The sequence below is a fragment of the Corallococcus exiguus genome, assembly GCF_009909105.1.
GTDB classification, from domain to species: domain Bacteria; phylum Myxococcota; class Myxococcia; order Myxococcales; family Myxococcaceae; genus Corallococcus; species Corallococcus exiguus.
This window is the reverse complement of record NZ_JAAAPK010000001.1, coordinates 1,247,554-1,269,057: the sequence shown is the minus strand read 5'-3', so window position 1 is coordinate 1,269,057 and position 21,504 is coordinate 1,247,554. Positions and strand designations below refer to the sequence as shown.

Genomic DNA, 21,504 nt, shown 5'->3' with positions numbered 1-21,504 from the left:
TGAGTCCCGGTGATGTGGAAGGCCCTGTTGGATCTGGTCTATCCGCCCATGTGTCTGGCCTGCGCGAAGGTGCTGCCGGGCGCGGGCGCGGTGTTCTGCGAGCCGTGCGACACGGCGCTGGAGCGGCTGCCGCCGGTGTGTTGCCGGACGTGCGCGGAGCCCGGCGCATTCCCGGGGAACACCTGTCTCCGTTGCCGGACGGTGCCGCCACCGTTCAGCCGGGCCTGGGCGCCCTTCGCGCATGAAGGGCCGGTGGCGCGAGCCATCCACCGGTTCAAGTACGAGGACCACCCGGACCTCGCGGCGCCATTGGGGGTACTGCTCGCGGACGAGGCGCGGCGGTTCTTGAGGACCGCGCCCGGATGCGTGGTGGCGTTGCCTCTGCATGTGCGGCGATTCCGGAAGCGGCAGTACGACCAGGCGCACCTGCTCGCGGCGGAGCTGGCGAAGGCCACGGGGCGGACGGCGCCGGGGGATTGGCTGAAGCGCACGCGGGAGACGCGCCGGCAGGTGGGGCTGAGTGAAGCGGAGCGCACGGGCAACGTGGCCGGAGCGTTCGTGGCGTCGCGGGCGGTGAAGGGGCAGGAGGTGTTGCTCCTGGACGACGTGTTCACCACCGGGTCCACCGCGCGGGCCGCCGCGATCGCGCTGCGGGAAGCGGGGGCCACGCGCGTGGAGGTGCTGACATTGGCGAGGGCGTTCACCCTCGCCTGATGACTGTGATTCAGCCCTGGGACTTCTTGAGCCGGGCGAGCTCGGCCTCGAGTTCTTTCAGACGACGCTCCAGGCCCTCGCGACGCTGAAGCTCGGCCTCCAGTTGGAGGACACGCTCTCTGTAGCTCAGCAGCGGCGTGGCGCTGGTCCAGAGCTGGAGGCGCTCGCCTTCCGTCTGGAATTCGAGTCCCAGCACCTTGGAGACGTATCGCCCCCGCTGTGGTTCGAGGCGGGTGTAGACGCGCGCATCGGGTGTCTCGAGCTGGTAGCACTCCAGCGTGCAGTCGCGTCCGTCGAGGATGAAGTACTCGGGAATCCCCAGGCGGGCATAGCGCTGCACATTGGCTTCGGCGGCTGTCTTCCGGTCGCCGCCCGCGTGCACCTCCATGACCCAGTCCAACCCGTGGGCCTCGGCGCTACATACCCACTTGTCGCGAGTGCGCTGTTCCGCATCCAGCACGACCAGCAGGTCCGGCGCGAAGCGTGGCTCCTCGGGATAGTAGATGGGGAGCGCGGAGCTCACATAGGCCCGTCGAGACTGTTGGGCCCAGTATCTGCGCAACACATTCCAGACGTAGGTACGCGGGCCGGTGTGCCAATCCCCTTCTGGCATTGGCATCTCATTCCACGTCACCTCGCCGGGCAGGGACGCCACGACCTGTGCCCGCTCCTCTTCGTCCATTGCATCCCATGCAGCCTGGGAGGGCGCACGTGGATATTCGAGCACAACCTCTGGAGTCACATCTTCCATGAAGGACATGATGGGTCGTCTCCATGGCAGGGTCAATCACCCGGGCGCCGTCTATGCTTCGCGGCGAATGACATCCACACCGGCCCCCATTCCTGGCAACGAGCCGAACGCGCAGCCACGGTGTGGCCCGCATTCCAGGGTCGCGACGGAGGCGTGCTCGCGCTGCGGCGGCTTCATGTGCCGGGCATGCGTTGCCCCGGATCTCGAACCCGCGCATTGCCGGCCGTGCCGGAAGCACCTGCTGGCGACGGGCGCCATCGTCCCCAGCAGCCACTCCACCCTGGGCGAATACCTGGCCCAGTTCAGCTGGTTGATTGCCTTCCTCACTGCAGCGGGCATCTACCTGGCGCGCAGGACGGACAGCGCCGGACTGTGGCTGATCATCTTCCGGGTCGGCTTCACGCTGGGCCTGGCCTGTGGCGTCGTGGCGCTCATCCGGGAAAAGGGCCGACTCAGCCCCGGGGTCGTCGTGCCCGCCGTCATCGGCATCGTGCTCAACACCCCTCCGTTCCTCTGGGGAATGCTGATAGCCGTGGCCGGCGTGTAGTGAATCAGCGCGTCTTCGCCGTCTCCAGCGCGAGCGCCTCACCCCGCAACTGCGCGTCCAGCCAGAACGTCCCGCCCGGCACGAGCGAAGCCACGAAGGCCAAGGCGATCCGCTTCACACCCCAGCGGTATTCGATGGCCGCCATCATCAGCGTGTAGAGATACGCCATGAACAACAGGCCGTGCGCCATGCCCACCACGCGCACGCCCAGGGGCATGTGCAGCACGTACTTCAGCGGCATGGCGATGAGCAGCAGCACCAGGAAGGACAGGCCTTCCCAGAAGGCGACGAGGCGGAAACGGCCCAGGGCGGTCTTCAGCATGACGTCCTCTCTCCTCCGCCCATCCCCTGCCGTCAAGGCACCCGACGCTACGACCGCGCCTGCCCGCTCCAGGGCCCGCCTGACGTCAGGGCATCCCGGATGTCGGAAGCATCACGCCCTACGCCTTCCTCCACCCGTCCAGCCCCGGAGGCTGTTATCCCCCTGCGCGTGGACCCCACCCCGAAGAACCCCTCCCTCCCCGCCCTCGCGCGCGAGGCCGCCGAGGCTCCGGCCGCCGCCCGCCGCCAGCTCGAACGCTGCCGCGACACCTTCACCTACCTGGGCGCCCGCCTGCGCCGCACGCCGCCCCGCTTCGTCGTCACCTGCGCCCGGGGCAGCTCCGACCATGCGGCCGTCTACGGCAAGTACCTCATCGAGACCACGCTGGGCCGCGCCGTCGCCTCGCTGGGTCCCAGCGTCGCGTCCGTCTACAACACGCGCTCCCTGGATCTGCGCGACTCGCTCTTCATCGCCGTGTCCCAATCCGGCCAGAGCCCCGACCTCCTGCGAATGACCGAGGCCGCCCGCGCGGGAGGCGCCGTCGTGCTGGGCTTCATCAACGACGAAGCCTCTCCGTTGGCCGCGCTGTGCGACGTGCGCATCCCGCTGTCCGCCGGCCCCGAGCACAGCGTCGCCGCCACCAAGTCCTATCTGCTCTCCGGGCTCGCCTTCCTCCAGCTCGTCGCGCACTGGTCGGACTCCGCGGAGCTGCATGACGCCGCCCGGCGGTTCCCGGACGCGCTGGAGGCCGCCGGCAAGCTCGACTGGTGGCCGGCGCTCTCGACGCTCAAGGACGCCAACAGCCTCTATGTCGTCGGCCGGGGCAGCGGCCTGGGCGCCGCGCTGGAGATGGCCCTCAAGCTCAAGGAGACCTGCCGTCTGCACGCGGAAGCCTTCAGCACCGCCGAGGTCCTCCATGGTCCGCTCGGGCTGGTGCGGCCGGGCTTCCCCGTGCTCGCGCTGGGGCAGGAGGACAACGCCGCGCAGGGCACTCGCGAAGTCGTGCAGTGCATGGTCGAACTGGGCGCGAACGTCCACACCGCCCTGCCCGTCCCCGGCGCGCAGGCCCTGCCCACGCTGCCGGACCTCCCCGCGGCCATCGCTCCGCTCTGCCAGGTGCAGAGCTTCTACTTCGCGGTGCACCAGCTCGCGACGGCGCGAGGCCTGAACCCGGATGCGCCCGCGCACCTGCGCAAGGTCACGGAGACCGTGTGACGACGACCGTCCTCCATGGCGCACGCGTCTTCACCGGGGACCAGCTCCTCGAAGGTCACGCCGTCGTCATCGAGGACGGCACCGTCCGCGCCGTGGTGCCCCAAGCCGGACTCCCGACCGGAGCCACCGTGCACACGCTGCCCGGTGACACCCTCCTGGCTCCCGGCTTCGTGGACGTGCAGGTCAACGGCGCGGGCGGCGTGCTCTTCAACGACACGCCCACCGAGGAGGCCGCGCTCGCCATCGCCTCGGCCATGCGCGCGTGCGGCACCACGGGCCTGCTCCCCACCTTCATCACCGACGACGCCGCCCGCATGCGCGAAGCCTGCGAGGCCGCGCTCACCGCCACCGCGCGCCCTGACAGCGGCGTGCTCGGCATCCACCTGGAAGGCCCCTTCATCAGCCGCGAGCGCGCCGGCGTCCATGTGCCCTCGTTCATCCGCACGCCCGACCCTCGCGACCTCGACTACCTCACCGCCCTGCCCCGCCGCTTCGCCGCGCACGGCGGCGGCGTGTTGATGACGCTCGCTCCCGAGTGCGTGGACGATGCCACCCTGCGCCGCCTCGCCACCTCCGGCGTCGTGCTCAGCGCGGGCCACACCGCCGCCACCAGCGAGCGCACCACCCAGGCCCTAAACGCAGGCGTGCGAGGCTTCACCCACCTGTTCAACGCCATGCCGCCGGTGATGAACCGCCAGCCCGGGCCCGTCGTCGCCGCGCTCATCCATGACGACGCGTGGTGCGGCGTCATCGCGGACGGCGTGCACGTGCACGCGGACAACCTGCGCCTGCTCCTCAAGGTCAAACCGCCGGGCAAGGTGTTCCTCGTCACGGACGCCATGCCGCCCGTCGGCACGCCCGTCACGTCCTTCACCCTTCAGGGACGCACCATCCTGCGCCGCCACGGCCGCCTGGAGACGGAGGACGGCACGCTCGCGGGCGCGGACATCGACCTCACCGCGGCGGTGCGCCACTGCGTCCAGTCGCTGGGCGTCCCCCTGGAGGAAGCCCTGCGCATGGCCTCGCTCCATCCCGCCACCTTCATGGGACTGCATGGCCACCGGGGCCGCATCGCTCCCGGCCATCGCGCGGACCTGGTGCTGTTGAAGCCGGACCTTTCCGTCCACACCACATGGGTGGGCGGGCAGGCGAAAAGCATTCACAGCGATTAACCCGGAAAAACGGGTGCGTGACTCCTTCCGCGTGTACCGCAGGCGAGGAGAACACGAATGCGTCGTAGCAAGTGGATTGTGGGCCTGGTGGCGTCCGCGCTGACCGTCGCTGGCTGTGGCCAGGAGTCCTTCGCTCCCGAAGCCGAGGGCCCGGGCAGCGTGATGAAGGCACCGCTGGATGCCGCGTGGGCCGTGGGCGTCGCCTACTCCGTGGGCACTCGCGTCACCTTCGAAGGCCGCGTCTATGAGTGCCGTCAGGCCCACACGTCCCAGGCGGACTGGACGCCGACGGCCGTGGCGGCGCTGTGGCTGGACATGGGCCCCGTGACAGGCGGTGGCGACACCACCGCGCCCGCCGTCACCGCGTCGAGCAGCAGCACGAGCGTCACCGCCGCGGGCTCCATCACCATCTCCGGCAGCGCCACGGACAACGTGGGCGTGACGAAGATCGAAATCCTGGAGAACGGCACGCTCGTCGCCACCGCGTCCTCCTATACGCGGAGCTTCTCCGGCTCCGGGCAGAACGGCACGTACACGTACACCGTGAAGGCCTATGACGCCGCGGGCAACGTGGGCTCGAAGACCGTCACCGTCACCGTCTCCATTCCCTCCACCGGCGACACCACCGCCCCCATCGTCACCGCCAGCGCCAGCGCGTCGCGCATCACCGCCGCGGGCTCCGTCACCGTCTCCGCGAGCGCCACGGACAACGTGGGCGTGACGAAGATTGAAATCCTGGAGAACGGCTCGCTCGTCGCCACCGCGTCGTCGTTCACTCGCGCGTTCTCCACGTCCGCGCAGAACGGCACGTACACGTACACCGTGAAGGCGTACGATGCCGCGGGCAACGTGGGCACCAAGACCGTGAGCGTCGTGGTGGAGCTGCCCGGCACGCCTCCGCCGGGTGGCAAGCGCATCGTCGGCTACTTCACCGCGTGGGGCATCTACGCGCGCAACTACCAGGTCTCCAACGTCCCGGCGTCGAAGCTCACGCACATCAACTACGCCTTCTCCAACATCACTCCGGACGGCAAGTGCGTCCTCGGGGACTCGTTCGCGGACATCGACAAGGGCTTCGGCTTCCCCGGTGAGTGGGACCCGGGCGCGCTGCGCGGCAACTTCCGCGCGTTCAAGGAGCTGAAGAAGACGAACCCGAACCTCAAGCTGCTCATCTCCATTGGCGGCTGGAGCTGGTCCAAGTACTTCTCGCAGGTCGCCGCCTCCGCCGCGTCGCGCACCGCGTTCGTGAAGTCCTGCGTGGACCTGTACGTGAAGGGCCAGTTCCCCGGCGTCACGCCGGCCAACGGCGTGGGCGTGTTCGACGGTATCGACGTGGACTGGGAGTACCCCACCGGCGGCGGCCTGCCGGACAACATCAGCAGCCCCGCGGACAAGGTGAACTACACCCTGCTCATGCAGGAGTTCCGCACCCAGCTGGCCGCAGTGACGGCGCAGACGGGCCAGCCCTACCTGCTCACCATCGCGTCGGGCGCGTCGCCGGACCTGCTCGCCAACAAGCAGGAGACCGTGAAGCTGGCCGGCATCCTCGATTGGATCAACGTGATGTCCTACGACTACCACGGCGCCTTCGAGAGCACGGTCAACTTCCACTCCGCGCTCGACCGCGTGACGGGTGACCCGGGCGCCACCGACGGCTTCTACACGGACGGCTCCATCGCCAAGATGCTCCAGCTGGGCGTGCCCGCCTCCAAGATCGTCGTCGGCGTGCCCTTCTACGGCCGCGGCTGGGGCAACGTGCCCAACGTGAACAACGGCCTGTTCCAGTCCGGCGTGCCCACCAAGGGCACCTGGGATGACGGCCAGTCCGGCCTCACCGGCGTGTTCGACTACAAGGACCTCAAGGCCAACTACGAGCGCGCGGGCTCCGGCTACACGAAGTTCTTCCACCCGGAGAGCAAGCAGGCCTACGTCTACAGCCCGTCCACGAAGGTGTGGGTGGCCTACGACGACGTGCAGAGCATCAACGCCAAGTCGGACTACATCCTGTCCAAGAGCCTGGGCGGCGCGATGTTCTGGGAGCTGAGCGGCGATGACGGCAGCCTCGTCAACGCGCTCTACAACAAGCTCCACTGACGGCAGTCCCCAAGTCAGGGGCACCCACACCGGGGCCGGCACGGGCATCACGCCCGCGCCGGCCCTGTGCGTTTTCGTGCCCCGGCCTTCACGGGCCCACCCCGCCCCACACCGGTCCGGCATAGAGTGGGACTCGGATGGGTTGCTTGCCCGCCGTCCGGGGCCACATGCAGGGGAAGGCCGTGACGGGTCCGCCTGTTCACTGGCGTCATCGCCCCCTGCCTGCCCCCGGGCGCCGTCGAACTTCGAGGAGAACGGATGTCGCGTTTCACATCGCTGGCCGCACTTGTCGTGCTCACCTGCCCCGTGCTGGGGCTCGCGAAGCCGAACGCGGACGACCGGGCCCGCGAGTACGCGGCCGAGGCCGTCAAGGCCGCCAACTCGCCACGCGGCGGCGCCGCGCTCCTGCGCATGCACGCGCTGGTGGATGACGTGGAGGACCTCACCCCGCTGGTGAGCACCTACCAGCAGATCGCGTCGCGCCGCACGTCGGACGCGAACACGCGCACCACCGCGCAGTTGCTGCTGATGGACGCGGAGCGCTCGCGCGGCCGCATGGTGCGCGCCAACGAGGTCCGCCAGTGGCTGGGCTTCGTCAACGACTACTACGTCGTGGGCGGCTTCGAGAACGAGGGCAAGGCCGGCTGCGACACGGACTTCGGTCCGGAGGCCGCCAACCTGGACCTCACCGCGCGCTACCCCGGCGCCAAGGGCCACGAGGCCACCTGGCGCAAGCTGTCCGTCACGTCCGCGGACGGCTACGTGGACCTGGCCACCGCCGTGCGCCCCAACAAGGAGTCCGTGGCGTACGCGCTCACCTGGCTGGAAGTGCCCCAGGACACGCGCGTGGCGCTGGGCCTGGGCACCTCCGGCGGCTACCGCCTGTGGGTGAACGGGCAACTGGCGTCCAAGGAAGACCGCTACAACCTGCCGCGCCCGGACCAGACGCGCGTGTCGGTGAAGCTCAAGAAGGGCCTCAACCGCGTGCTGGTGAAGGTGTGCCAGGAGTCCGGCCCGCTGGGCTTCTACCTGCGCTCGGAGTCCGCGTCCGCCCGCGCCTCGCTGCCCGCCAAGGCCCCCGCCCTGGAGCGCATGCCCGCGCCCGCGCCGCAGCCCCTGCCCACGCTGACCTCCTCGCTGCGCGCGCTGGTGGAGAAGAACCCGGACGACGCGGCCCTGCGCGGCGACTACGCCCAGGTGCTGTCCTTCTTCCGCGCGTATGACGAGCGCGAGCACACCGCCAGCGCCGAGGCCGCGCTCGCCGCGGAGAACGCCCCCAACGACGCGCGCCTGCAAGTGCTGGCCGCCAACACCCAGACGGACGACCTCAACGAGCGCCGCCGCTTCCTGGAGGCCGCCGTGAAGGCGGACCCCACCTACGCCCCGGCGCGCCTGGCGCTGGCGGACCATGAGATGGACCGCGGCCACCCGGAGCGCGTGCAGCCGATGCTCGCCCCCATCCTGGAAGTGGAGGACGGCCGCAACGTGCCGGGCGCGCGCCTCCTGCTCGCCCGCGCGGCGGAGGCCCTGGGCGAGCGTGCCCGGGCGCACGCGCTGATTGAGGAGGCCTTCCGTCAGCAGCCGCGCGTGCCCCGCGTGGTGCGCGTGGCCGCCGCGGCGTCCCGTCAGCTGGGCCGCGCCCAGGAGGCCATGGACCGCATGCGCGTGGTGCTGGCGCTGCGCTACGACGATTCCAACACCCGCCGCCAGCTGGCCTCCATGCTCGCGGACGCGGGCAAGGTGGACGCCGCCGAGCGCGAGTACGCGAAGCTCACCGACCTGAACCCCTTCGACAACGGCAGCCGCGTGCGGCTGGCGGAGCTGAAGGCCGCCAACGGCGCCGCGGAGGAGGCCACCGTCCTCTTCACGGAGGCCAAGGCGCTCTCTCCGGATGAGCCGGAAGTGTACGAGCGCGAGGGCCGCGCGCTGCTGGCCGCCGGTCAGCGCGAGCCCGCCCTGGCCGCCTTCGAGAAGTCGCTGGTGCTGCGCCCGCAGAACCCCGGCCTCAAGGAGGCCCTGCGCACGCTCAAGGGTGAGTCCGAGAGCGCGGGCACCCAGTACCTGGTGGACTCGAAGCCCCTGTCCAAGGAGGCCGAGGGCTACATGAACGAGGACGCCCTGTACCTCGTGGACAACACCTACGTGCGCGTGCAGAAGAGCGGCCTGTCCAGCCGCATGCAGCAGATGGTGGTGCGCGTGTACAACCAGCGCGGCGTGGACGCGTTCCGCAGCGTGCCGGTGACGTACTCGCCGGACCGCCAGGAGGTGCGCGTGCTGCGCGCCCGCGTGACGAAGCCGGACGGCTCCGTGGTGGACAGCTACGGCGACGCGGACCGCAACATCAACGAGCCGTGGACGGGCATGTACTACGACGCCCGCGCGCGCATCCTGTCGTTCCCGTCGCTGGCCGCCGGTGACACGCTGGAGCTCACCTACCGCCTGGACGACACCGCGCAGGACAACCTGCTGTCGGACTACTGGGGCGACGTAGAGAGCGTGCAGGGCGTCTACCCGAAGGTGCGCTTCCAGTACGTCGTGGACATGCCCAAGGAGCGGCCGCTGTACTGGAACAAGAGCCGCCTGGCTGGCGTGGACCAGCAGCAGGAGGCCCCCGAGTCCGGCCGCACCGTGTACCGCTTCGGCGCGAAGCACGTCTCCAAGGTGGTGCCGGAGCCGGGCATGCCGGGCTGGGCGGAGGTCGCCCAGAACCTGCACATCTCCACGTACAAGACGTGGGACCAGGTGGGCCACTACTGGTGGGGCCTGGTGCGTGACCAGCTCCAGCCCAACGCGGAGCTGAAGACCACCGTGGACCAGGTGCTCACCGGCGTGGACCGCAAGGACCAGCTGGCCGTCGTGCGCGCCATCTACTCCTTCGTCGTCACCAACACCCGCTACGTGGCGCTGGAGTTCGGCATCCACGGCTTCAAGCCGTATCGCGTGGACCGCGTGCTCGCGCGCCGCTTCGGCGACTGCAAGGACAAGGCGAGCCTCATCCACTCCATGCTGAAGGTGGCGGGCGTGGACAGCAAGCTGGTGCTCTTGCGCATGCGCAACCTGGGCGCGCTGGACGCGGAGCCCGCGTCGCTGGCGGCCTTCAACCACGCCATCGCGTACGTGCCCAAGTTCGACCTGTACCTGGACGGCACGGCGGAGTTCCACGGCGCCAAGGAGCTTCCCTCCGCGGACCGCGTGGCCAACGTGCTGGTGGTGGACCCCAACGGGACGAGCAACTTCCTCACCACGCCGGAGGCCAAGGCGGAGGACAACAAGACGACGCTGGCCATGGACGTGGCGCTGCGGCCTGACGGCGGCGCGGACGTGAAGGGCCAGAGCAGCGTGTCCGGCCAGTCCGCGCCGGACTACCGCCGCGCCTACCGCCCGGAGTCCACGCGCAAGTCCACCTTCGAGCGCGCCTGGGCCCAGAGCTTCCCCGGCCTCACCGTGCGAGAGGTGAAGCTCAGCGACACCACCCGCCTGGATGACGACGTGACGCTGGACTTCAACATGGGCATCCCGCGCTACGCGGAGGTGCTGCCCGGCGGCAGCCTGCGCTTCCTGCCCTTCGGCACGGGGCGCACCTACCAGCAGGCGTACGCGTCGCTCGCCGAGCGCCGCTTCGACCTGGTGATGTCCAGCCCCTGGGTGAACACCTTCAAGCTGCGCTACACGCTGCCCGGCGGCTACACCGTGGCGGAGATGCCGCAGGCGGTGGAGGAGACCACCCAGTTCGGCCGCGTGAAGCTCAGCTACCGCGTGGAGAACGGCGCGCTCATCGCCGACGGCGAGGTGGCCCTCTCCGTCGCCCGCATCAAGGCGGACGAGTACCCTCAGTTCCGTGAGTTCCTGGGCCGGGTGGACCGCGCCTTCGGCCGCCGCATCCTGCTGCAGGGGCCGGGGCAGAAGACGGCTTCGCGGTAATCGCGGACACTCGCGGCGCCTGCCTGGTGTCGCATGAGCACGGAGGGCTTGACCCGGACGCGGCCCTCCGTGCTTAAGCAGATGCATGCACCCTGCACGCGCGCTCGTCCTTGGCTGCCTGCTGGTGGCGACGGTCGCCACCGCCGCCACCCCCGTCGTCCAGCTCCCCGAAGGTGGCCGGGCGGTGGAGGTCATCCCCAAGGGCGTGCTGTGCGGCCCGGTGCGCGGCGGCTGGGTGCTGGAGGGCCGCACGCTCAAGCCGCCCACGCGCGCGGATGACGCCAGCCGCACGCTGGAGCTGAAGGTCGCCGCGGACGAGGCCTCCTGCGCCACGGCCACCGACACCGTGGTGGTGGTGGCCACCGGGCCCTTCCCGCGCATCGACAGCGCCGCCACCACGTTCTACCCGGACGACGGGCGCCTGGAGCTCAAGGGCACCGGCCTGAAGAACGTGGCCATCGCCTGGTCCGGGACGCCCCGGGGCGTGGATCCGAAGACGGCCTCCGTGGACGGCCAGGACTTCTGCCTGGAGCCCAACGCCCCCAACGAGTGCGCCGTCCCGCTGACGCCTGGCCTGCCCACGGACGCGACGCTGTCGTGGGTCCCCGCCTACGGTCGCCGGGGCGCGGGCGTGTCGACGTACGACGCCAACGGGCGCTTCCTGGACGACGAATACTTCCGCCTGCGCCCCGGCCGCACCGTGCTCACGCGACCCCTGGTGCAGTCCTCCGGCGTGGACCTGTCCAAGGGCCCCGGCTACGCGGCGGTGACGCACTCGGAGGCCATCGCGTCCGTGGACTGCGGCACCGCGCGCTGCGAGGTGACCGAGGGCGCCGTGTCCATCCGCAACGTGCCGGGGCTGAACCCCACGGTGAGCCTGCGCCTGCGGCTGGTGCCCCGCGTGTTCTTCGCGAAGGGCGACGCGCTGGAGACGTCCTTCTCCGAGACGCTGCCCGTGCTCGCGTGCCCCATCACCGCGGTGGAGGGCACGGTGCTGCGCGACGCGGAGGACTCCGGGCTGGTGATGCGCCTGGACGCCGCCTGCGCGCACGACCCGCGCGGCCTGTTGTGGACGGTGAACGGCGCGCGCGTGCGGGTGGAGCGCGTGGTGAAGGCGCAGGACGGCACCTACGTGCTCCTGCGCACCAGCGGCACCAACGAGCCGCAGGTGACCGTCACCGCCATCACGTCACGCGTGGACGGCACGGTGGTGGCGTCGGAGACGGCGGACACGAAGCCCGTGCCGGACCCGCGCGCGACGCTGGAGTTGCCCGGCCACGGCAGCATCGACTTCGTGCCCACCAACCGCCCGGCGGAGGTGACGGTGGCGTCCAACGGCGGCCTGGGCCGCTTCGTGCTGCGCCCGCTGGGCGGCGCGTACACCGTGACGATGCGAGAAACCACCACGCTCATCCAGGGCGAGGCCACCGCCGGCGGCTTCGTGTCGCTGCGCTTCGCCTACCGGCTGCCCACGCTGCCCGCGGAGCTGGCCACGTCCGACCTGTTCGTCACCAACGAGCGCGTGCAGCGCGCGGTGCGTGAAGCCAGCGTGCCCACCAACGTGGAGAACCTGGTGGAGTTCATCTGCGCGGACAAGGAAGGCAACGACGAGAAGCTCGCGCCCAGCCGTCCGCACCGGCTGGAGTACGGCATGCGCAACACCTGCCGCGTCATCATCCACCGCGAGCGCCTCACGCTGGAGGAGGGCAACCAGGAAATCACCCTGCGCATCACCGTGACGAAGTCCGACAACTCCATCCGGGGCGAGAGCAGCGTGGACCAGCGCCTGTTCCTGCGACCCAAGGGTGAGATGCGCGTCATCCCCGTGCAGGGCAACCTGGGCCAGTACGACCGCATCCTCGTGCAGGTGGCGCACGTCGCGGATGAGTCCCGCTACGCCCTCTCCACGGTGGACCGCACGGGCCTGCCGTCCGCGCAGTGGACCGCCATCGTGCGCGGCGGAATGTTCCGCCTCTACACCATGGCCACCATCCCCGCGGGCCTCTACCGCGCGACGCAGCCCACGGGACAGCTGGCCATCAACTTCGGCGTGCTGTCGCGCCTGGCGCTGCTCAACAACGAGGGCCAGGAGCGCCTGCTGGGCATCGAGATGGGCCTGATGGGCCTGGGCCTGGTGCCGCAGTCCGGGGACATCCAGTTCCCGCCCACGCTGGCGGCCGTGCTGGGCCTGGGGCTGCGCGTGCCCATTGGCCCGGGCGCGGCGGTGGGTGCCAACGCATGGATTGCCCGCGAGTTCCGGGGCGACATCACCCGGCGCACCAGCGGCGACCCCACCACCGACACCGTGGTGCCCTCCAGCAAGTGGTCCTTCATCTTCGGACCCAGCATCTCCGTGGGCAACGTGGGCTTCAATCTCTGAAGCCCACGGGGCGCCCCGCGGCTACTTCCCGAGCAGCGCCTTGAGGAAGCGCCGCACCTCCGGCGGCCCCTCCACGCGGTACGTCGCGCACGTGTGCTTGTTGCCCGCGTGCACGGTGATGCCGCCCGGGGGCACCGCCGCGAACAGGTCTTCGTCGGTGACGTCGTCGCCCATGGCCACCACGCGCACGTCCGGCGCCTCCTGCTTCAGCACCTCCGGCACCACGCGGCCCTTGTTGACGCCCCGGGGCCGCACCTCCACCACCCGGTCGCCGGGCAGGATGTGCATGGGCTCCTGGGAGAACTTCTCGTAGAGCAGCAGGCGCAGCTCGCGCGCCTGGAGCGCTCCGAACTCCGCGTCCACCTTGCGGTAGTGCCACGCGAGCGACGCCGTCTTCTCCTCCACGAAAGAGCCCGTCACCCGCGCCGCGAACGCGTCCAGCACGGGCTTCACCTTTGGCTTCCACTCGAAGGACACGCCCGGCAGTGCCTGCCACGGCTGGCCCAGCCGCATGCGCGACCACAGGCCGTGCTCCGCGTGCAACCCCACGGGCAGCTCACCGAACCACGCATCCAGCGTCTCGCGCGGGCGGCCGCTCACGATGTGCACGGAGATATCCGGCCGGGCGCACAGCTCCTGGAGCAGCGTCATCAGCTCCGCGTCCGGCGCGGCCAGCTCCGGCATGGAAGCGAAGCCCACGAGCGTTCCGTCGTAGTCCAGGAACAGCACCTTGCGGCCCGGCCCCTTCAGCTTGTCCAACGCGAGCATGCCGTCCGGCAGCGGCGGCTTCTCCGCCACCGAGGGCAGCCCCTGGAGCCGGTCCAGGAAGCTGGCCACCCACCAGTGCACGTCCCGCGCCTTCACGCCCGCGCGCAGGGAGCTCATGCGCTCCTGGCGCTCGGACCTGGGCATCTCCAGCGCCTGTTCGATGGCGTCCGCCATGCCCTCCACGTCGTAGGGGTTCACCAGCAGCGCGTCGCGCATCTCCGCCGCAGCGCCCGCGAACTCACTGAGCACGAGCACGCCGTCCTCGTCTGGACGGGCCGCGCAGAACTCCTTGGCCACCAGGTTCATGCCGTCGCGCACGGGCGTCACCAGCATCACGTCCGCGCCGCGGTAGAGGCTCACCAGCTGCTTCTCGTTGAGCGAACGATAGAGGTAGTGCACGGGCGTGCTGTGCACCGTGCCGTAGAGGCCGTTGATGCGGCCCACCAGCTCGTCCACCGTCTCGCGGTACTCGGCGTAGGCCTGCACCTGCGTGCGGCTGGGCACGGCCACCTGGATGAAGCGCAGGCGCCCGCGCAGGGCCGGCTCACGCTCCAACACGCGCTGCACCGCGAGCAGGCGCCGGGGAATGCCCTTGGTGTAGTCCAGCCGGTCGATGCCCACGAGCAGCCGCTCGTCACGCGAGCGTTCGTGCAGGACCTTCACCTCATCCATGACGGCGGGCTCGCGCGCCAGCGTCTCGAAGGCGGTGGCGTCGATGCCCATGGGGAAGGCGCCCACGCGCACCTCGCGCCCCTGGAAGAGGACGCGGTCGACGTCCGTGTCCAACCCCAGGTGCCTCAGCAGCGTGCCGGAGAAGTGCCGCACGTAGCTCACCGCGTGGAAGCCGATGAGGTCCGCGCCCAGCAGGCCCTTGAGCAGCTCCCCGCGCCGGGGCAGCGTGCTGAAGATTTCGGACGACGGGAACGGGATGTGGTGGAAGTAGCCGATGCGCGCGTGAGGCAGGCGCTGGCGCAGCATCCCGGGCACCAGCATGAGCTGGTAGTCATGCACCCAGATGGTGTCGCCCGGCTGATAGTGCTTCGCGGCCAGGTCGGCGAAGCGCTCGTTCGCCTTGCGGTAGGCGTCCCAGTCCCGGTCCTGCCGGGGGACGCGGTCCAGCATGTAGTGGCACAGCGGCCAGAGCACCCGGTTGGAGTAGCCCTCGTAGAAGCGGCTGACCTCGCTGGCGGACAGGTACAGCGGCACGCAGCGCAGATCCGCCAGCTGCTTCTCCACCTGCGAGCGCTGTGCGTCCGTCAGCCGCGAGACATCCCCGGGCCAGCCGATCCACATGCCTCCGGAGCGCTCGTGCGGGCGGCTGAGCCCGGTGGCGAGCCCGCCGGCGCTGCGCACCACGGAGACAGAATCCTTCTCCGCCTTGACGGTGACGGGAAGACGGTTCGAGACGAGCAGGAGTCGAGCCATAGACCCACTAGCTCTATTCACCCCCTCCGGGAATGGCTACCACCTTGTGCGCCTGGCTGACGTTTGAGGGCCCCTGCCCCGCCCGTGCCCAGCCGAGCCGGACCAGCAACGCGGGCTCCCTCCCTGCCTTCCAGATGAAGGCGTCCAGCACGTAGTGCGTGGCCTGCGGCAGCGCAAGCAGCGGCACCACGAGCGCCAGCACATCCGCCTCCAGGACGGGACCACTGTCGCCGAACAACACCGGGCGGTCGTGCCACACCAGCACGTCCCACAACCCCTCTTCCAAAAGCGCCAGTCCCGCGAGGAACAGCAGGAAGCCCGGCAGCCCCGCCCGCAGGAGCACGCCCATGTCGCCGAAGCCCCCTTCCGCGTGGCGCCCACGTGCGTAGCGGAACAGCAGCGCGAAGTACGGCACGCCGTGCAGCACCACGTTCATCACCGTGAACGCGAAGTCGTCCCGCGCGAGCACGATGCCGCCGAACCACGCCACCCATGTGGCCACGACCAGCAGCACCTTGCCGGCCTGCACGCCTTCGCCCCGCGCGATGCGCAAGCACTGGAAGCCCGCCCACAGCGTGAGCACCGCCGCGTGCGCGCCCAGCGCCGCGGTGCCCATCCACCGCGGGAGGCCGGAGATGAAGTCGTTCTCCACGAACCACCAGAACGAGCGAGGCAGGTTCGCGTGCCACCACACGACGGGGCCCAGCGTGGCGGCGTAGATGGCCGCGGCATCCAGGCGCCGCTCGAAGGCGGACACACGCGCCTTGCGGTCGTAGAGCGCCATCCAGCCGTACTGCTGGCGGATGAAGTGGAACAGCGCCACGTACGCGAACAGGCTCCAGAACGCGCCGGGAGACACCATGTACGCGAAGACGCCCGCCGTGTACGCGGCGAGCGGCGCGCCCACGTAGAGGCCCGGGCGGCGCGACACCTCCTCGCCGTCCAGGTACGTGCGGAACAGCGTGGACCAGACGTGCGCCACGTCCACGCCCACCACGAACAGGAGCCACGCCCACGCGGGCATGTCCCCCACCGCTCCCAGCCACGGCGCGGCCAGCACGAAGACCACGGACACGAGCGCGCTGCCGGCGAACACGGAGAGGTCCACGCCAGGGCCGAACAGCCAGGCCTGCGCGGGCGAGAGGAGACGGGGCATCGGGCCCCGGAGATTAGCGCACTCTCCGGTCCTCCCTGGTCCTGGCGCACCCACTTGATTTACCCGGTATCCAATCAATCCTTTACAGCTGAGCAGTCATTGAGGCGCAAGCAGCGCGCGGCCATGACGGTGCGTGCGTGTCATTCCGTGCAGGCGATTCGTTAGGGTTTGCCCCCCGCGCCCTCCTTTCCACCGGCTCCCGTCTGGACGGACGCGCTCCCACGCCCATGCGCAATGCCTCACCGGTTCCGGCCCGCTGGAACGCGACTGCCTCCATGCTGCTCTGCCTGCTCCTCGCCGCACTTCCCGCCCTGGGCGCCGAGCGCGCCTTGCCCTGGGAAGGGCCGGCCTTCACGGCTTCCGCCTCCGCCATGGCCACCAGCGCCGCGAAGCTGCCCGCGCCCGCCGGGGGCGGTGACGTGGAGGTGCTGCTGCGGGAAGGGAACTACCAGGAACTGGGGCCTCACCGCTGGCGCACCACCCACCGCAATGTCTTCCGCATCCTCACCGCCGCGGGCGTGCGCCAGTGGGCCGAGGCCCGCGCCGAGTGGTCCCCCTGGCGCCAGCAGCGCCCCGTCCTCCGCGCCCGCGTCATCACGCCGGATGGGAAGGAGCACCCGCTGGATGAAGGGACGCTGCACGACGCGCCCGTGGAGGACTCGGCGCCGGACGTCTACAGCGACACCCGCGCGTTGCGCGCGCCGCTGCCCTCGCTGCGGCCCGGCAGCATCGTGGAGATGGAGTCGGTGGTAGAGGACACGCAGGCGTTCTTCGACGCGGGCGTCGTCACGCACTTCTACTTCGCCAGCCCCGTGCCCGTGCGCAAGGTGCGCCTGGCCATCGACGTGGCCCCCAGCACCCAGCTCGCGCTGCGCGTCCAGGGGCTGCCGCTGGAGCCGCTGCCGCAGCACCAGTCCGACCGCAAGCGGCTGAGCTTCGAGGGCGGCCCCTACGCCGCCGTGACACCGCTGGAGGCGGACCTGCCCGCGGCCCAGGCCTTCCAGCCGCACGTGGCCTTCTCCACGGGCCGCTCCTGGAACGAGGTGGCCCGGGCCTATGACACCATCGTGGAGGAGCAGCTGGATGGCGCGTCGCTCCAGGCCCGGGCTCGCGCGCTCGCGAAGGGCTCCAAGGACCGCCGCGTCGTGGCGCAGCGGCTGCTGGAGGAGGTGCGGGAGTCGGTGCGCTACACGGGCCTGGAGTTCGGCGCCGCCGCCATCGTTCCCGCTCCGCCGAAGCAGGTGCTCGCGCGCCAGTACGGCGACTGCAAGGAGATGTCCACGCTGCTCGTGGGCCTGCTGCGCGGCGCGGGCATCCCCGCCCACGTGGCGTTGGTGCGCTCCGGGCGCGAGGACGTGCCGGAGCTTCCGGGCATGGGCTTCTTCAATCACGCCATCGTCCACGTTCCCGGGGCGCCCGCCCTGTGGATCGACCCCACGGATCCAGGCGCGGAGGCCGGGATGCTCGCCCCGGAACTTCAGGGACGTCACGCGCTGGTGGCCGCGCAGGACACCCAGGGGCTCACCGTCATCGACGAGGCGCCCCCTTCGGCGAACACCGCCCTCTTCACCCGCACCGTGGAGCTGTCCGACGAGGGCCCGGCCCGCGTGAAGGAGACGCGCGAGCTGTCGGGCTCGCTGGCGGTGCAGTACCGCCGCCTGCTGCGCGCGGTGCGCCCGGACGACCTGCGCCGCAACCTGGAGGCGCTCGCCACCGCGCAGTACCAGGGCACCCTGGAGGGCCTGAAGCACACGTCGCTGGAGGAGGGCACCGGCCCCTTCCGGCTGGAGCTGGACGTCGCGTCCGCGCGCTTCGCCACCACGGGCTGGCGCGGCGTGCGTGTCCCCCTGCGGCTCGACTCGCCCCTGGCCTGGCTGCCGGACTCACTGGACGACGTGAGGGAGCTGCTGCCGGACGAGCTGGGCCGCAAGCCCGCTCTGCCCTCGAAGCGCAAGGCGGACCTGGTGCTCCCGGTGGCCTACCGCGCGGAGGTGCGCTACCGCCTGCGCCCACCGCAGGGCTTCGGCGTGCGGACCGTCCCTCGCGACGAGACGCTGTCCCTGGGGCCCGCCACGCTCGCGCTGGCCTACACGCGCGAGTCCGACGGCGGCCTCAGCGCCACCTTCCGCTTCGACACCGTGAAGCGCCGCTACACGCCGGACGAGGTGACGGCCTTCCGCACGGCGCTGGCCACGTTCGCGCACCGGGCACCGATGGAGGTGGAGTTCGAGGACCGGGGCGCCCGGCTGGTGGAGGCGGGGCGGGTGAAGGACGGCTTGGACCTCTACGAGAAGCGGCTCACGTCGCGCGCGGATTCGGCGCAGGTGCGCGCGCGCTACGCCGGGACGCTCTTGCGGTTGGGCTTTGGCGAGCAGGCCCGCATCGAGGCGCGCCGGGCGGTGGAGCAGCGGCCGTCCTCGCCGCTGGTCCACCACGTGCTCGCGTGGGTCCTGCAGCATGACCCGCAGGGCCAGCCGATGCTTCCGGGCGCGGACCTGGAGGGCGCGGTGGCGGCGTGCCGCAAGGCCATCGCGCTGGAGCCGGACAACATCTCCGCGAACGTGCTCCTGGCGGACCTGCTGGAACACAACCGCGAGGGCGAGCGCTTCGGCCGGGGCGCGCCTCTCGCCGAGGCGGTGGCCACCTGGCGCCACCTGCGCGATGACCTGCACGCACAGGACGTGGACGACCGGCTCATCGCGGCCCTGTTCCGCTCGGGCGCCACCGCCGAGGCGCTGGAGGCCGCGCGCAAGGCCGCGCCCTCCGACCTCCGGACGAAGGTGCTGGTGATGACCACGGCGGAACGGCAGGGCATCACGGAGGCCATCGCGGCGGCGGACCTCGAGTTCGAGGGGCCGGACGCACGCCGTCAGGCGCTGGCGCTCGCGGGCAATCACCTGCTCACGCGGGGCCGGGCCGGTGACGCGGTGAAGCTCTTCGAGGCAGCCCTCAAGGGCGCCTACGACCCGGACCGCCAGTTCCAGCTGGAGCTGGCGAAGAACGCTCGCGACGGCAAGAACGCGAAGGAGGAGAAGGGGCCGGAGGCGCTGGTGCGCCGCATCGTCAAGGCGGCCTGGACGGCGCGCGACGCGAAGGACTTCAAGGCCACCATCCGCCCCCTGCTGTCCAACCGCGACCGCGAGGACAGCACACTGGACCGCAAGCTGGAGCTGCTCCAGGCCCAGGCCTCGCGCTTCTCACGGACCTCCCTGGACACCGTGGGCGAGTCCTCCATGGCGGACCTCGCGGTGGCCGCGCTCGACCTCAAGGTGGAGGGCCAGGAGAAGATTGGCTACCGGGTGCGGCTGAAGTTCCTGCTGGGCGCGCAGGTGTACGAGGACGCCTGGTACATCGTGAACGAGAGCAACCAACTGCGCCTGCTGGGCTCGGTGACGGATCCGCGCCCGCTGGGAGCGGAGGCGCTGCGGTGGCTGGATGCCGGCAAGCTCAAGCAGGCCCTGGTGTGGATTGAATGGGCCGTGGCGGACACCCGCGCGGTGGAGCCGACGGGCCTGTCCCCCCTGGCCTCCTTCGCGAACACGCTGCGGGGCTTCTCCGGAGCGGAGGGCGTGACGCACCTGCGCGCCGCATGCGCCTACCTGGGCGCGAGCACGGGGGACGCGCGCGTCCTCGCCGCGCTGCGGGCCCAGGCGCAGTACGCGTCGGGCCAGGAGCGGCACCGGCTGATGATGGCGCTGGCGGTGGCCACGCGGGCGAACGGCCAGAGCCCGAACGCCGAGGTCATCCTGGACGAGGTGCGCTCGGACGTACCGCAATCCGCGGATGCCTTCTGGCTCAAGCGCGAGATGCTCTCGGAGAGCGGCCGGTGGGCGGAGCTGCGCCAGGTGTCCGAGAGCCGGCTCGGGCTGCTGCACACGGACAGCCTGGGCTTCGAGTCACTGATGCTGGCCTCCCTGAACCTGGGCAACTGGGCGAGGCTGGACGAAGCCACGCGCGAGCTGATGGACCTGGGAGGCGGGGGGGCTGACGCGTACCGGACCCTGGCCTGGGCGGCGCTGTACCGCGGCCGGGTGAGGCCCGAGGACATCGCGTGGGCCCAGAAGGCCGTGCGCCTGGGCGCGGAAGGAGACACGACGCCCACCGCCCTGCTCGCCGCGCTGCTGGCGGAGTCCGGCAAGCTGGTGGAGGCACGAAAGCTGGTGGACGACGCCATGGACCTGGGCGGCGCTGACACTCCGGCAAACGCGGGCCTGCTCTACGTGAAGGCCCGGCTCGCGGAGTCCTTCGGGCTGACGGAAGCGGCCCGGGGGCTCTATCGCGCGGTCCCCCGCGACGACACATCCGACTCACGTTCGTTCCACCGGCTGGCGCAGACCCGTCTCAATCGCCGGTGAGCCACCCTGCGGGTTTCCACATGGGTCCACAATCACCGGATGCTTGCTGCCTGATCAGAAAATGCGACCGGCAGCGGCGTTGGCGGACAGCCGCCGTGGAATCTTCCTGAGACAAAGGGGCGGTTTAAAGACAACAACCCGACACGTGAGACTAACTTGCAAGGTTTTCCTTCCTGGGCGTTATCATGGTTGAAGACACACAGACGCAGGGCTGAGCGAGGAGGCTGTCATGTCCGGAACGGCGATGATGAATGGACTGGTTCACACCGCGGACCTCGAGTGGAAGCCGCTCGGTCCTGGAACGTCCTACCGCCTGCTGCGCGTGAGCGCGGAGACGGGTGTGTGGAGCGCCATCCTGAAGATGGAGAAGGGCGCCGTCTTCGCGCCGCACAAGCACCTGGGCCCGGCGGAGATCTTCATCCTCTCCGGCTCGACGCAGGACCGCCTGGGCATCACCCGCGCGGGCGACTACGAGTTCGAGCCGCTGGGCGCCGAGCACCCCGCCACCACCGCGCTGGAGGAGTCGCTCGTGCACTTCACCGCGCACGGCCCCATCGCGTTCCATGACGACAAGGGCCGCATCGTGATGCTGCTCGACTCGGAGTTCTTCCTGAAGGCCCAGGAGCAGGAGCCGCAATACAGCATCAAGAAGGCGGCCTGACGCACTGCAAGGCTGTGTTTCAC

General features: G+C 70.5%; 13 protein-coding genes. 9 read left to right on the top strand and 4 right to left on the bottom strand.

Translation table 11 applies throughout. The features are described 5' to 3' along the window. Window positions 1-12: 12 nt before the first annotated feature. Window positions 13-714 (top strand): ComF family protein, encoded by a 702-nt coding sequence (locus GTZ93_RS42255; protein WP_172811445.1) that lies wholly within the window; start codon window positions 13-15, stop codon window positions 712-714. 10 nt (window positions 715-724) lie between these two features. Here GTZ93_RS42255 and GTZ93_RS05180 read toward each other — a convergent pair whose 3' ends face one another. Next, entirely contained in the window at window positions 725-1,327 is a 603-nt protein-coding gene (locus GTZ93_RS05180; protein ID WP_233597494.1) for a Uma2 family endonuclease, read from the bottom strand. Window positions 1,328-1,463: 136 nt separating this feature from the next. On the opposite strand from GTZ93_RS05180, the gene GTZ93_RS05175 reads away from it, so the two are divergent. Further along, entirely contained in the window at window positions 1,464-2,012 is a 549-nt protein-coding gene (locus tag GTZ93_RS05175; RefSeq protein WP_139922941.1) for a hypothetical protein, read from the top strand. Between the two features lie 4 nt (window positions 2,013-2,016). Here GTZ93_RS05175 and GTZ93_RS05170 read toward each other — a convergent pair whose 3' ends face one another. Next, window positions 2,017-2,334, bottom strand: a complete 318-nt coding sequence (locus GTZ93_RS05170) for a DUF3817 domain-containing protein (protein ID WP_120581190.1) — start codon at window positions 2,332-2,334, stop codon at window positions 2,017-2,019. A 168-nt stretch (window positions 2,335-2,502) separates the two neighbouring features. Here GTZ93_RS05170 and GTZ93_RS05165 point away from each other — a divergent pair, with 168 nt between their 5' ends. From GTZ93_RS05165 to GTZ93_RS05145, 5 genes are all read left to right on the top strand, one after another. Further along, a complete protein-coding gene (locus GTZ93_RS05165; RefSeq protein ID WP_315967315.1) occupies window positions 2,503-3,549 on the top strand; it encodes an SIS domain-containing protein in 1,047 nt (348 codons plus the stop codon). Continuing rightward, entirely contained in the window at window positions 3,546-4,721 is a 1,176-nt protein-coding gene (gene nagA / locus GTZ93_RS05160; RefSeq protein ID WP_139916407.1) for an N-acetylglucosamine-6-phosphate deacetylase, read from the top strand. Before GTZ93_RS05165 ends, nagA begins: the two co-directional genes overlap by 4 nt. Window positions 4,722-4,778: 57 nt before the next feature. Continuing rightward, window positions 4,779-6,815 carry a glycosyl hydrolase family 18 protein gene (locus tag GTZ93_RS05155; RefSeq protein ID WP_139916405.1) on the top strand — a complete coding sequence of 679 codons (2,037 nt, stop codon included), beginning with the start codon at window positions 4,779-4,781 and terminating at the stop codon, window positions 6,813-6,815. Between the two features lie 258 nt (window positions 6,816-7,073). Then, window positions 7,074-10,736: a DUF3857 domain-containing protein gene (locus GTZ93_RS05150; protein ID WP_139916403.1), complete on the top strand. Its 3,663-nt coding sequence runs from the start codon at window positions 7,074-7,076 to the stop codon at window positions 10,734-10,736. An 85-nt stretch (window positions 10,737-10,821) separates the two neighbouring features. Next, window positions 10,822-13,116 carry a hypothetical protein gene (locus GTZ93_RS05145; protein WP_180946026.1) on the top strand — a complete coding sequence of 765 codons (2,295 nt, stop codon included), beginning with the start codon at window positions 10,822-10,824 and terminating at the stop codon, window positions 13,114-13,116. Window positions 13,117-13,137: 21 nt separating this feature from the next. Here GTZ93_RS05145 and GTZ93_RS05140 read toward each other — a convergent pair whose 3' ends face one another. Together GTZ93_RS05140 and GTZ93_RS05135 are read right to left on the bottom strand one after the other, a co-directional pair. Beyond that, window positions 13,138-15,309, bottom strand: a complete 2,172-nt coding sequence (locus GTZ93_RS05140; RefSeq protein WP_139916401.1) for a bifunctional alpha,alpha-trehalose-phosphate synthase (UDP-forming)/trehalose-phosphatase — start codon at window positions 15,307-15,309, stop codon at window positions 13,138-13,140. A gap of 13 nt (window positions 15,310-15,322) precedes the next feature. Further along, window positions 15,323-16,465: a hypothetical protein gene (locus GTZ93_RS05135; RefSeq protein WP_139916399.1), complete on the bottom strand. Its 1,143-nt coding sequence runs from the start codon at window positions 16,463-16,465 to the stop codon at window positions 15,323-15,325. A gap of 275 nt (window positions 16,466-16,740) precedes the next feature. Here GTZ93_RS05135 and GTZ93_RS05130 point away from each other — a divergent pair, with 275 nt between their 5' ends. Further along, the gene (locus GTZ93_RS05130) at window positions 16,741-20,820 is read left to right on the top strand and encodes a DUF3857 domain-containing protein (protein WP_161662658.1); all 4,080 of its coding nucleotides are present in this window, start codon (window positions 16,741-16,743) and stop codon (window positions 20,818-20,820) included. Between the two features lie 229 nt (window positions 20,821-21,049). Then, entirely contained in the window at window positions 21,050-21,481 is a 432-nt protein-coding gene (locus tag GTZ93_RS05125) for a cupin domain-containing protein (protein ID WP_120577382.1), read from the top strand. Window positions 21,482-21,504 lie beyond the last annotated feature (23 nt).